This window comes from Pseudomonas sp. F-14 TE3623 (assembly GCF_053629015.1).
In genome coordinates, this window is record NZ_JBRJHM010000001.1 from 3335400 (window position 1) to 3347923 (window position 12524).

General features: G+C 60.0%; 10 protein-coding genes. All 10 read left to right on the forward strand.

All coding sequences use genetic code 11. From position 1 onward, the window contains the following. Window positions 1–12 precede the first annotated feature (12 nt). Window positions 13–2541 (forward strand): TonB-dependent receptor, encoded by a 2529-nt coding sequence (locus AB7M29_RS15595; RefSeq protein WP_454247229.1) that lies wholly within the window; start codon window positions 13–15, stop codon window positions 2539–2541. A gap of 63 nt (window positions 2542–2604) precedes the next feature. Beyond that, window positions 2605–4518 (forward strand): phytase, encoded by a 1914-nt coding sequence (locus AB7M29_RS15600; protein WP_454247230.1) that lies wholly within the window; start codon window positions 2605–2607, stop codon window positions 4516–4518. A 96-nt stretch (window positions 4519–4614) separates the two neighbouring features. Next, window positions 4615–5325, forward strand: coding sequence for a protein TolQ (gene tolQ, locus AB7M29_RS15605; RefSeq protein WP_217854515.1), 711 nt, complete (start codon window positions 4615–4617; stop codon window positions 5323–5325). A gap of 13 nt (window positions 5326–5338) precedes the next feature. Further along, the gene (tolR, locus tag AB7M29_RS15610) at window positions 5339–5785 is read left to right on the forward strand and encodes a protein TolR (RefSeq protein ID WP_052963043.1); all 447 of its coding nucleotides are present in this window, start codon (window positions 5339–5341) and stop codon (window positions 5783–5785) included. Beyond that, window positions 5782–6588 carry a TonB family protein gene (locus tag AB7M29_RS15615; protein WP_454247231.1) on the forward strand — a complete coding sequence of 269 codons (807 nt, stop codon included), beginning with the start codon at window positions 5782–5784 and terminating at the stop codon, window positions 6586–6588. Before tolR ends, AB7M29_RS15615 begins: the two co-directional genes overlap by 4 nt. Before the next feature lie 96 nt (window positions 6589–6684). Further along, complete coding sequence (locus tag AB7M29_RS15620; protein WP_217854517.1) at window positions 6685–7905, forward strand: helix-turn-helix domain-containing protein; 1221 nt, start codon at window positions 6685–6687, stop codon at window positions 7903–7905. Between the two features lie 37 nt (window positions 7906–7942). Then, window positions 7943–8575, forward strand: a complete 633-nt coding sequence (locus tag AB7M29_RS15625) for a Vgb family protein (protein ID WP_217854518.1) — start codon at window positions 7943–7945, stop codon at window positions 8573–8575. A gap of 91 nt (window positions 8576–8666) precedes the next feature. After that, entirely contained in the window at window positions 8667–9332 is a 666-nt protein-coding gene (locus AB7M29_RS15630; RefSeq protein ID WP_217854519.1) for a DUF2238 domain-containing protein, read from the forward strand. Window positions 9333–9934: 602 nt separating this feature from the next. Next, on the forward strand, window positions 9935–11191 hold the full coding sequence (locus tag AB7M29_RS15635) for a TackOD1 domain-containing metal-binding protein (RefSeq protein WP_454248714.1): 1257 nt from the start codon (window positions 9935–9937) through the stop codon (window positions 11189–11191). Window positions 11192–11194: 3 nt separating this feature from the next. Then, complete coding sequence (locus AB7M29_RS15640; protein WP_217854521.1) at window positions 11195–12523, forward strand: glycosyltransferase family 2 protein; 1329 nt, start codon at window positions 11195–11197, stop codon at window positions 12521–12523. Window position 12524 lies beyond the last annotated feature (1 nt).

Sequence of the window (12524 nt, forward strand, 5' to 3'; positions counted from 1 at the left end):
GGGAGGACATTCATGTACAAGCGCAGCAGCACCGCAGGAGTGGTCGGTTTCACGCTCACCGCCCTGGCCATGGCGATCGCCAGTGAACGCCTGAGCGCCGCCGAAACCGTGGCGAATACCGAACACGTCGAAGTAGTGGGCCAGGCGGCGAGCATTGATCAGGCGCTCAAGGAGCAGCGCAGTTCCGACAGCATCAAGAGCGTGGTGCATGCCGACGGCGTGGCGCAGTTGCCGGACGAAAACGTTGCCGAAGCGGTGCAGCGCTTGCCGGGCGTCAGCGTCGAGCGCGACCAGGGCGAAGGGCGATTTGTCAGCGTGCGCGGCCTCGGTCCGGATCTGAACAGCGTGACCATCAACGGCACACTGGTGCCATCGCCGGAAAGCGAACGCCGGGCCGTGGCCCTCGATGTGCTGCCCTCGGAATTGGTGCAGTCCTTGTCGGTAATCAAAACCCTGACCCCGGACATGGACGCCAACTCCCTGGGCGGTACCGTGGATGTGAAAAGCCTCTCGGCCTTCGATCACAAAGGGCTGTTCTACACCGGCAGCAGCGAAGCCAGTTACGACAAGAATACCCACCAGACCAGCCCGAAATTTTCCGGCGCCATCAGTGATCGTTTCAGCCTTGGCGACGGCATCGACAACTTCGGCGTTGCTGCGGCGCTGAGCTGGCAGAAGCGCGACTTCGGCTCGGACAACGTCGAAACCGGCGGCGCCTGGGACTTCGAGCAAGGCGCCAAATTACAGGAGTTCGAGCAACGCGATTACGACATCAGCCGTGAACGCTCCGGTGGCGGCCTGAACTTCGATTACAAACCCGACGACCTTAGCAGCTATTACCTGCGCACCCTGTACAGCCGCTACAAGGACAGCGAGACGCGCAATTCCACCAGCCTCGAATTCGCTGACCCACTGGCGGCGGGGGAGTTGGGCGACGCCGAAGGCTCACGCAAACTCAAACAGCGGGAAGAGACCCAGGAAATCCAGTCCTACGTATTGGGCGGCGAGCGTATGTTCGGCCTCTGGACCCTCAGCGGCCAGGCCGGCTACAGCCGCTCCAGCGAAGACAGCCCGGGCCACATCGCCAACGCCGCGTTCAATGGTACCGACGATTTCACTGACAGCGGTTTCTACGACAACGACAAGCCGCGGCCCATCATCGGTCAGAGCTTCTACAACCCGGACAACTTCAGCCTCGACAAGGTCGACTGGGAAAAACAGAAAACCACCGACACCGAGAAAAACCTGCGCCTGGACCTGGCCCGCGATTACGACTTCAGCGGCTATGCGTCCCAGGTCAAATTCGGCGGCAAGGTCAGCCGCCGCAACAAAGACAACAACCTCGACGCCTGGGTCTATGAAGATTTCGACGATCTGGGTTTCAGCGATGAACAGCTCAACCTCAGCCGATTCAAGAAAGGCACCGTGGATTACCGCCTCGGCCAATTCGGCCCGGGCATCAGCGGCAGCGCCATCAAGCAGTTGATCGGTGGCCTGAATCAGGCGGACTTCTATGACGAGACCGAATCGCGGGTCAACGACTTCAAGATCAGCGAAGACATCAACGCCGGCTACCTGATGAACACCATCGATATCGATGACTGGCGTTTCATTGCCGGCATGCGCTACGAAGGCACCGAGTTCGAAGCCAAAGGCACGGGCGCCACCGACGGTGAGTTCCAGTCCACCGAAACCAAACGCCGTTATCACCACTGGTTGCCGGGCCTGCATGCGCGCTATCAACTGGACAAGAACACCCAGGTGCGCGCGGCCTGGACCAAGTCCGTGGTGCGCCCGACTTTCGGCCAACTGGCGCCGGGTTTTGTCATCGACGATGACGAGGCGACCTTCGGCAACCCGGACCTCAAGCCGCTGGAATCCAGCAACCTCGACCTGGGCATCGAGCACTACATGGGCCATGCCGGCACGGTCTCGGCGTTCGTGTTCTACAAAGACATCAAGAACTTCGTTTACAACACTGACCTGGCCGGCACCGGTGCCTGGGCCGATTTCTCCGAGGCTCATACGTTCGCCAACGGCGACAGCGCCAAGCTATATGGCCTGGAACTGGCCTACTCGCAGAAATTCGACTGGCTGCCGGCGCCCTGGAACGGTCTGCTGCTCGGCGCCAACACCACCTTCAGCCGCTCCGATGCCGAGATCGAAGGCTTTGACGCCGCCAGTGGTATCAACCGCAAGCGCAGCATCGATTTGCCCAACCAATCGGACACCGTCGGCAACCTGATGCTTGGCTGGGAAGACGACAAGCTGAGCCTGCGTCTGTCGGCCAACTACAAATCCGATTACCTCTTTGAGTTGGCCTCGATCAACGACAAGACCCACGACCTGCACGTCGACGCCCAGACCTTCGTCGATTTCAGCGCGCGGTATTCGCTGACCAAAAATCTGCAAGTCAGCTTCGAGGCGCAGAACCTCACCGACGAGCCGTACTTCGTCTACACCGGCAACCGTTCCTACAACGGCCAATACGAAGAATACGGCCCGACCTACAAGCTCGGCCTGACCTTTACCCACTTCTAAGCCCCGGGGCGGCAGCCCGGTGTTGCCGCCGTGATGGATGCACGACAAGGACTTTGCCTGTTCATGAGTATTTCGTGGTTACCCAAACACGGTCTGCTGACCACCCTGATCAGCTTGACCATCGGCCAGGCCATGGCGGCCGCGCCGAACCTGAGCCTCTCACCCTGGGCACCGAATCTGGCAGTCGACGCGGTGGCGTTTTTGCCCGCCGACTTCGGCACCGAACGCCTGGCCGCCAGCGAGCGTGACGGCTTGCTGCTGCTCGACACGCAAGGCAAAGAGCTGGCACGCCTGAAAGGTTCGTTCAGTAGCCTCGACAGCCGCGCCGCCGGCCAACATGTCTTGGTGGCCAGCCTCGACAACGCTCGACAACAAGCGTTGCTGGTCAGCCTCGATCCGGCCAAGCGCAGTTGGGGGCAACCGGTGTATCTGCCGACGCGGGATTACCCGGTGAACGGCCTGTGCCTGTACCGCGACGAAGCCAGCAATCTGTTCCTGTTTCTGGTGGGCGAGGAGGGCAAGGGTGAGCAATGGCTGGTGGGCAACGGCGTCACTTTGAACCCACAACCGCAACGGGTGCGCGGTCTGCCGCTACCGCCATCGGCACAGTTCTGCCAGGTCGACGATGGCGCCAATCAATTGGTGGTCAATGAGGAGAACGTCGGTTGGTGGGCCTACCCGGCGCATGCCGAAGCTGATGTAACGCGCACACCGGTGGCCATGCGCGAACCGTTCGGCGAGATCAAACAAGCCGCAGGTGCGATGGCCCTGGTGCCGGGTGGCATCGTCGCACTCGATCCGAAAGCTGCACAACTGCATCTCTATCAGCAGCAGGGCGAACGCTGGACGGCTCAGGCCACCTTGGCGTTGCCAGGCTTGAACGAGCCGGAAAACCTCGCCCTGCGCCCGACGGCTAAAGGCTTGCAAGTACTGCTGCGCGACGATGACGACGGCCTTCTGTATCAGGGCGAACTCGCCTGGCAAGCTACGCCGGTGCCCTTGGCGCCGGTGTTGGCGAACGTAAAAGCAATCAGCCAAAGCGACCCGGTAGGGCGCCAGGGCGATGCCGCGGATGATCCGGCGATCTGGATTCATCCGCAGCAAGCAGCCCTGAGTCGGGTGCTGGGCACCAATAAAAAGCAGGGGCTGATGGCGTACGACCTGCAAGGCAAGCTGCTACAGGAGTTGCCGGTGGGGCGGCTGAACAACGTCGATATACGGCCGAATTTCAAGCTCGGTCAGCAGACCGTCGACCTCGCGGTGGCGAGCAATCGCGATTACAACAGCCTCAGCCTGTTCAGCATCGACCGCACCAGCGGTGAGTTGCGCGAAGCCGGTGAGATTCCCACGCCGCTCAAGGACATCTACGGCCTCTGCCTGTTTCAACCGGCCAGCGGCGAAATCTACGCGATCGCTAACGGCAAGGACGGCACCTTCCTGCAATACCGCTTGAGCGCGCCGAACGGCAATGTACAGGGCGAGCTGGTGCGCCAGTTCAAGGTCAACAGCCAGCCCGAAGGCTGTGTTGCCGACGACCAGCACCAGCGCCTGTTTCTCGGTGAAGAGGACGTCGGCGTCTGGGCGGTGGACGCCCGCGCCGATCAACCGGCGACGCTCAGCAGCGTGATCAAAGTCGGTGCGCAGTTGCAGGCGGATGTGGAAGGGCTGGCGCTCTATCAAAGCGCGGCGCAGGACTATTTAGTGATCTCCAGCCAGGGCAACGACAGCTATGTGGTGCTCGATGCTGAACCGCCGTTCGCGTCTCGCGGCGCATTCCGCGTCGGGCTGAACGCGGCGGCGGGGATCGACGGTGCTTCGGAAACCGATGGCCTGGAAGTCACCTCGGCCAACCTCGGCGGTCCCTGGAGCCACGGCATGCTGGTGGTGCAGGACGGCCGCAAACGCATGCCCGAGCAAACCCAGAACTTCAAATTCGTGCCCTGGGCCGAGGTCACCAAAGCGTTGAAATTGCCCTGACCCGGCCAGTCATCAACCTGTCATCACTATTTCATCGAATAGCTCAACGGCCGTCGCGCATCGACAGCCCGAGAGCGCCAGACAAGGAGTTTCACCATGCAAGCGACACTGGAACACATGACCATCTGGGGCCTGATCAGTGATGCCAGCCTGCTGGTCAAAGCCGTCATGCTCATCCTGTTGTTGGCGTCGGTGCTCAGCTGGTACCTGATCATCCAGCGCAGCGGCGTGCTGCAACGTCGCGAGCGGCAGCTGAACAACTTCATGCAGCGCTTTCGCAGCACTGCGGACCTGTTGCCGCTGTACCGCGAAACTGCACAGAGCGCTGACAGCGAAGCCGGTGTCGAGCCGATTTTCCACGCCGGGTTTCAGGAATTCAGCCACCTCAAACAGCACTCGGGCAATGCGGCCGACGTGGTGCTCGAAGGTGTTGAACGGGCGTTGTACGTGGCCATCAGCGAGCAAGAAGTCCGCCTGGAGAAGGGCTTGCAGTTCCTCGCCACGGTCGGTTCCGTCAGCCCCTATATCGGCCTGTTCGGCACGGTGTGGGGGATCATGAATTCCTTCCTCGGCCTGTCCCAGGTGCAGCAGGCGACGCTGTCCACCGTGGCCCCGGGCATCGCCGAAGCGCTGATCGCCACGGCCATCGGCCTGTTTGCCGCCATCCCGGCAGTGATCGCCTACAACCGCTTTTCGGCGCGCAGCCAGACCCTGCTGACTCGCTACTACGCCTTCGGCAATGAATTGCAGGTGCGCTTGCATCGCACCTTGCATGGCACGCCGATGAACCTGGCCGTCGCAGCCTGAGAGGAGAATACAGATGCTCGTCAGACCGCAACGCAAGCACGGGCCCAAGGCCGAAATGAACGTGGTGCCGTACATCGACGTGATGCTGGTGCTGCTGGTGATTTTCATGGTCACCGCGCCGATGCTGACCCAGGGCGTGAAGATCGAACTGCCCAAAGTCGCCAGTGAAGCGTTGGCCACCGATACTCGCCAGCAAATCCTTACCCTGTCGGTGAAGGCCGAGGGTGGTTATTACTGGAACCTCGGCGGTGAACTGGATACGCAGCACCAGACTGACAGTGCGGTGGCGCTCGACGAGATGCGCGCCAAGGTCGCGCAGATTGTTGCCGAACGCCGTGACACTCAGGTTTACATTCGCGCCGACAAGGACGCCGGTTACGGCAGTGTGGTCGCAGCCATGGCGGCGTTGCAGCAGGGCGGTGTGAGCAACCTCGGGCTGGTGACCGAGGCCCCGCAATGACGGCGATGATCATGCCCAGTCCATCCATGACATTGCGGGATGCTGCCCGCAACGGGTTCTGGAAAAACAGTCTGGCGGCGAGCCTGGCGGTAGCGCTGCATGCCATTGTGCTGGCGTTGTTGGTGCACGGCTGGTCCCTGGAGAAACCACCGCTCGAACAGCCGGCGGTGTTGAGAACGCAACTGGTGATGCTGCCACCGGCGCCGAAGGCGACTGAACCGGTAGCGGCGCCGACGCCGCTACCGGAGCCAGTGGCCGAGGCGCTCATCCAGCCCGTCAAACCTGCGATCGATCCGCAGATCCAGGCGCAAAAACTTGAACAGGCCGTTCTTGCGCGCAAACGCGTCGAAGACAAAAAACGCGAACTTCAGGCCGAGCAACAACGCCAGCGTCAGGAGACAGAAAAACGCACTCATGACCTCGAGCAGCAACGCCAGGCCCAAGAGCAGGCCCAAGAGCAGGCACAACGCGCCGAACAATCGCGCCTGGCCGCCGAACGCGCGCGTCAGCAGGCCACCCAAGTAGCTGCCGACAGCCGCCAATACCTGCCCCTCAGCAAGGACGCGCCGGACTATCCGCAACGGGCGCTGGATAAAAACATCGAAGGCGATTGCACCGTGGAATACACCGTCAATCCCCAAGGCAAAATCGAAAACCCCAAGGTGCTGGACGGCTGCCATCCGTTGTTCATGCGTCCGTCGCTGGCCGCCGCCAACACCTTTCGTTACCAGCCGAGAATCGTCGACGGCCACGCGGTGGCAGTGCCGGCCGTGCGCAATACCTTTCACTACCGGATCAAGTGAGCGGCACCCCTAGTGGATAGGCGTGCGGCTATGCGGTCGTGAGATAGACTGATCAGCGGGCATCGGACGGTGGGGGTGACAGGTGGCGCGCTTCAGATGGACTCGCTGATCACGGCGGCGGCCCGTGCGCTTGCGGCGGGTGATCCCCTCGGCGCGCTGAACCGCATCGCCTTGCGCGACGATGCGCCTGCGCTCGCGCTTCGCGGCATCGCGATGGCGCAGTTGGGCGACCTTGTGCGCGCGAAGGCGCTGGTGCGCAGCGCCGCACGTGCTTTCGGGCCGAAAGAGGCGTTGGCCCGGGCGCGATGTGTCGTCGCCGAGGCCGAAATCGCGCTCGCCTCGCGGGATCTGAACTGGCCAACCAAGGCACTCGACGCCGCGCGGGCAACGCTTCAGGCGCATGGCGACTGGGTCAACGCCGCCCATGCGCGGTACCTCGAGATCCGCCGCTTGCTGCTGATCGGGCACCTCGACGAGGCCGAACACCGGCTCGCCGAGCTTGATCCGACGCCGTTACCGCCCGCATCGAGGGCAGCCTACGAACTGGTCGTGGCGGGCATCGCGATGCGCCGCCTGCAAACAAAAGCGGCGCGCGCTGCACTTGAACGAGCCGAGCTTGCCGCACAACACGCCGCTATTCCCGCGTTGACGGCAGAGGTCGAAAGCGCCGCCCGCATCCTCGATACACCGGCGGCGCGACTGATTGTCGGTGGCCAGGAACGGCCGCTGCTGCTCGATGAAATTGAAACGTTATTGACATCCCCCACACTGGTCGTCGACGCCTGCCGGTATGTCGTGCGCGACGCAGGCTCGGCGGTTTCACTCGCCCGGCGGCCGGTGCTATTCGCGCTCGCCCGGGCGTTGGGCGAAGCGTGGCCCGCTGACGTGCCGAGGGAGACGCTGATTGCGCGAGCCTTTCGGATGAAGTTCGCGGATGACTCCCATCGCGCGCGGTTACGCGTCGAACTCGGGCGGTTGCGCGCGGCGTTGCACCTGATCGCCGATGTCGTCGCGACCCCGCGAGGGTTTGCGCTGGTGCCGCACGATGCGCGTGACGTCGTGGTGCTGGCGCGACCTGTCGAAGAGCAGCATGCGACGCTGCTCGCCTTCCTCGCCGACGGCGAATCGTGGTCGAGTTCGGCCCTGGCGTTGGCGCTTGGCGCCAGTCAGCGCACCGTGCAACGAGCCCTCGACACGCTGGCGGCTGTCGGCAAGGTGCAGTCATTCGGTCATGGCCGCGCCCGGCGCTGGATGACCCCGCCGGTTCCGGGATTCGCGACGGTATTGTTACTCACAGGGTTGCTGCCGAGTGACTAGCATCGACTTCACCAGCCCAGTGAAAGAGGAGCAAAACATGAAACATTCAGCAGCCGAAATCATCCGCGAATACGGGCCTTTTCCAGGCGTCGACAGCGTGCATGGCGTCACCCATGACGGCCAGCAGGTCTGGTTTGCCTCCGGCGACAAACTCAACGCCCTCGATCCTGCGAGCGGCAAGACGCTGCGCTCGATCGATGTCGCCGCCCATGCCGGGACAGCCTTCGACGGTCAGCACCTGTTTCAGATCGCCGAGGATCGCATCCAGAAAATCGACCCACAGACCGGCCGTGTGCTCTCCACCATCCCCGCGCCCGGCGGCGGTGGGGACTCGGGGCTCGCCTGGGCCGAAGGGACGCTTTGGGTGGGTGAGTATCGCGAGCGCAAGATTCATCAGGTCGATCCCCAGACCGGGGCAGTGCTGCGCACGCTCGAATCCAACCGCTTCGTCACCGGTGTGACCTGGGTCGAGGGCGATCTGTGGCACGGAACGTGGGAGGGGGACGAGAGCGAGTTGCGGCGAGTCGATCCGGCAACGGGCGAGGTGCTGGAGAGCGTCCAGATGCCGGCTGGCGTCGGCGTGTCGGGACTTGAGTTCGATGGTCACGACCGGTTTTTCTGTGGCGGCGGCAACAGCGGGAAGGTGAGGGCAGTGCGCCGTCCTGAATAAGCCTTTGCGGCGCAAGTCTCGGGTCGTACCGCGGTGCGCGAATGGAACTAATCTACAGTGGCCGAGCGAGACCTTTTGAGGGGCTCAAGCCATGCAACCTATTGAACATCCGCGATACGACCTGGCGCTGTTGATTGCATTTCTTCTCATCGTCGCAGCGCTGGGGATTTCACCCCATAGTCGAGTGGATTGGGTCCTGGAAAATCTGCTGGCCCTGCTGCTGGTGATGGTCCTGGTGGGCGTCTCCCGACGGTTCCGTCTGTCTGCCGTTTCCATCACTCTGGTATTCGTATTTCTCTGTATCCATGAACTGGGCTCGCACTACACCTATGCGCTGGTGCCCTACGACCGCTGGTGCTCAGCCTTGACCGGGGTCAGTCTGAACAAAACCCTTGGGTTGGAACGCAATCATTACGATCGACTGGTCCATCTGACGTATGGACTCTTGATGGTGTATCCGATTCGGGAAGTGCTTGTGCGAATCACGCCGCTACGGGGGGGCTGGGTCGGGTTTATCGCGCTGAATATCATTCTGTCGACCTCAGCTGTCTATGAAATCGTGGAATGGATAGGTGGGCAGTTCCTGGGAAAAGACACGGCGAAGGCATTTGTCGCTGCACAAAATGACCCATGGGACTCTCAGGCCGACATGGCACTGGCAGTGGCAGGTGCGTTCTTCACGTTATTGGTTGTCTGGTTCCGGCGACGGTTGTTTCATCAAAACACTCAATTAAATGCCCTCGAAAAAAATTCATAAAATTTATAGAGTGTTCTAATTGAATGATGTCGATAAGCCGCTAATGTAAAGTTGATGTAACACTTGGGGTATCCGCGCAGTAGTTGTTTTCCGACGAGTTACGTTGAACTTATTTGATTCTGGATAGTATCAATATTATTGCAATGCGCCTGCAATTTGGCAGGTGTTTTTATCTGATAACAAGACGCATTAAGGCACGGTTGAATTTCGCTGTATATTCATACAAATGGCCTTTTTGTTTGGCTTTTTATAGTCGTAATGTATTGAAATTAAATGATATTATTTTGGTTATTTGCTTAGTGTTTTATGCCATGGATAATGGCGAGTTATCCTGTTTGGTGGCAATATTTTGGCAGTGGTAGTGTCAAAAAATAACTTTATAATTAGTCGGGCATTTTTCTGGCGGGGTGCTAGTGTTGGTAGTCTTGTGTTGGATCACACTTGGCTCGCTTCTTAGGGGGGAGTGCATTATGTCGACTCCAAATCCTCGTATTGCGGTTCTTGGTAATAGAGTTGCCAGTTCTAACATTCCTGAACTCGAACACTTTTCGGATCTAAGCAGCTTATTGGCTGCGCCTGTATTTGATGTTCTGTTGCTTGATATGCCCGCGGCTTATGCCGGGCGAGTTCTGCGCAAATTGCGCTCAACTACGGCCTATCGCTATCAGCTCGTTTACTGCTGTCGGGATCAGGATGGCTGGTGTGAAGCGCTGGGCGATGGCCCATGCCCGGCCGAAACAAGCGAAATAAAAACACTGTGGGATATTTGGCGAGGGCGCTTCAACCTGTTCCGGCAGGGGTCTGCGCCCGAACGGTTTGAAGGTCGGGTGCTGTCGTGGCTGTGGTTACGCGCCGACGCCCATGTGTTTGCTCTGCGCGACCCCGAAGTCCCCCAACATTATCGCTATCCGCTGCTCGAAGCACTGGCAGATGCCGAGCAGGTCAACCCGTTTGTCTGGCTCAGTCTGATGGTGCAGCACGACTGGCTGGAAGAGGGCGTGCTGGTCGATCGGGTACGTCTGTGTTCGGACTGTGGTTCGGGGCGCCTCAATTACATTGATGTGTGCGCCGAATGCCAGGCGATGGACATTTCACGGCAACCTTCATTGCACTGTTTCACCTGTGGTCACGTGGGTCATCAGGAGTCGTTTCTCAAGGATGGCCTGTTGCTCTGCCCCAACTGCCTGAACCGTTTGCGGCACATTGGCAGTGACTACGATCGCCCTTTGGAAAACTACCGCTGCCGCTCATGCCAGGCGTTTTTTGTCGACGCCGATGTGCAGGCGCGCTGCCTGGATTGCGGCTTGTCACACGCGCCCGACAAGTTGCGCATACGTGAAGTTCGAGACTTTCATCTGACGGAAGCGGGGCGCTTCCGTTGTCGCCAGGATTTCAACGATCGATCGATCAACCATTTCGGTCGCCTCAATTTGTTGGGCGGCAAGGATTTCTACGAGCTTTTGACCTGGCAGCTCCAAGTGGTGCGTCGTTACCAGCAGCCGGCGTTCTCGTTGATCGGCCTGCGCTTCGTCAATCTGGCCGGTACGCTGGCGCGTCTTGGCGAGCACCGCGGGCATGCCTTTATCGATAGCCTGACGGATCGGCTGAAAGAATCCGTCAGGGAAACCGATCGCTGCTCGCGAAGCACCGAAGAGTTCTTCTGGATCATGCTGCCGCACACGGATGGCAAAGGGCTGGAGTTCGTCACCCAGCGCTTGAGCCGGGTCGCCGAATTGTTTTCCGCGCCGGAGGTCAGTGACATTTCCCTGCGCGTCGTCAGTTTCACGGCCCCCGGAGATTTGCTCGAGAAAGAAGACGGTGAGCTGTTGCTGGCCCGTCTTGCCAGTGAGTTGATTTAAGCCATGAGCCCGTTGATGGAGCAACTCTACAGCATGCTTAGCGCAATCATGGGGACGGACGGTTTGAGCCGGTTGTTCTACATGCTCTTTCCGTTGTTTCTGGTGTTTGAGTTGCCGCTGACGATCATGGTGCTGCTCGGCGTATTGCGCTGGTTTACCCGTCGGCGCAGCAGCGTGCCGAAGACCAGCCTCTATCGGCCCAAGGTCTCTTGCATCATCACCTGCTACAGCGAAGGGATGGATGTCCAGACCACGCTGTTAAGCCTGTGCGAGCAGACCTACCCCGGCCACATCGAGATGATTCCGGTGGTGGACGGCGCCACGATCAATCAACCGACGCTCAGCGCCGTTCGCAGTTTTTACGTGGACCCGCTGTTGTACCCCCGGCGCCATTTGCGCCCGATCGCCAAATGGCAGAGGGGCGGACGGGTGTCATCATTGAACGCCGGTTTGTCCCATGCCAGCGGCGACATCGTCATGGCGCTCGACGGTGATACGTCCTTCGACAACAACATGGTCAGTGCCATCGTGCGCAATTTCGAAGACCCCTCGGTGCCTGCAGTCGCTGGCAGCCTGCGGGTGCGCAATGTCTGGGGCTCCTGGGTCACGGCGATGCAGGCGCTTGAATACGTGTTGTCGATTCACATGTCGAAAATCGGCCTGGCCGAATGGAACCTGGTGAATAACGTCTCGGGTGCCTTCGGCGCTTTCCGCCGCAGTTTCCTGGTGAAAATCGGTGGCTGGAACACCCATACCGCGGAAGATCTGGACCTGACGCTGCGCATCAAAAGTTACTTCAAGCGACATGACTTGAGAATTCCCTTCGAGCCGGAAGCCATCGGGCATACCGATGCACCCGCGACGCTCAGGCAGTTTCTGATGCAGCGTTTGCGCTGGGACGGCGACCTGTTTTTTCTGTACGTCAGAAAGCACAACCACAACATCAACCCGGATTTACTGGGCTGGCCAACCTTCCTGATGATCCTGCTCAGTGGCTTCTTTTTCCAGTTGGTGCTGCCGTTCATCATCTTCATCTACACCTTGCTGGCGCTGTTCATTCTGCCGGGCAAGACGCTATTGTTTCTGTTTGCGCTGATCTACCTGCTGTACCTGTTAATCACCATGCTGCTGTTTGGCGCCATGTTGTCGATGGTGTCCGACCGACCTCGACAGGACGTGACCCTGGGGTTGTTGGTGCCTGTCTTCCCTCTGTTCATGCTACTCATTCGGTGCTGGAGCGCAGTGGCCATGCTCAACGAGATGTTTCGTCGAGGCCATGAAGAAACCTCTATGGCGCCGTGGTGGGTTCTTAAACGAGCCACGAGGTTTTGAT

Coding starts and splice junctions, on each gene's coding strand:
- AB7M29_RS15595 (WP_454247229.1), top strand. CDS start 13: ATGTACAAGCGCAGCAGCACCGCAGGAGTGGTCGGTTTCACGCTCACC.
- AB7M29_RS15600 (WP_454247230.1), top strand. CDS start 2,605: ATGAGTATTTCGTGGTTACCCAAACACGGTCTGCTGACCACCCTGATC.
- tolQ (WP_217854515.1), top strand. CDS start 4,615: ATGCAAGCGACACTGGAACACATGACCATCTGGGGCCTGATCAGTGAT.
- tolR (WP_052963043.1), top strand. CDS start 5,339: ATGCTCGTCAGACCGCAACGCAAGCACGGGCCCAAGGCCGAAATGAAC.
- AB7M29_RS15615 (WP_454247231.1), top strand. CDS start 5,782: ATGACGGCGATGATCATGCCCAGTCCATCCATGACATTGCGGGATGCT.
- AB7M29_RS15620 (WP_217854517.1), top strand. CDS start 6,685: ATGGACTCGCTGATCACGGCGGCGGCCCGTGCGCTTGCGGCGGGTGAT.
- AB7M29_RS15625 (WP_217854518.1), top strand. CDS start 7,943: ATGAAACATTCAGCAGCCGAAATCATCCGCGAATACGGGCCTTTTCCA.
- AB7M29_RS15630 (WP_217854519.1), top strand. CDS start 8,667: ATGCAACCTATTGAACATCCGCGATACGACCTGGCGCTGTTGATTGCA.
- AB7M29_RS15635 (WP_454248714.1), top strand. CDS start 9,935: ATGCCCGCGGCTTATGCCGGGCGAGTTCTGCGCAAATTGCGCTCAACT.
- AB7M29_RS15640 (WP_217854521.1), top strand. CDS start 11,195: ATGAGCCCGTTGATGGAGCAACTCTACAGCATGCTTAGCGCAATCATG.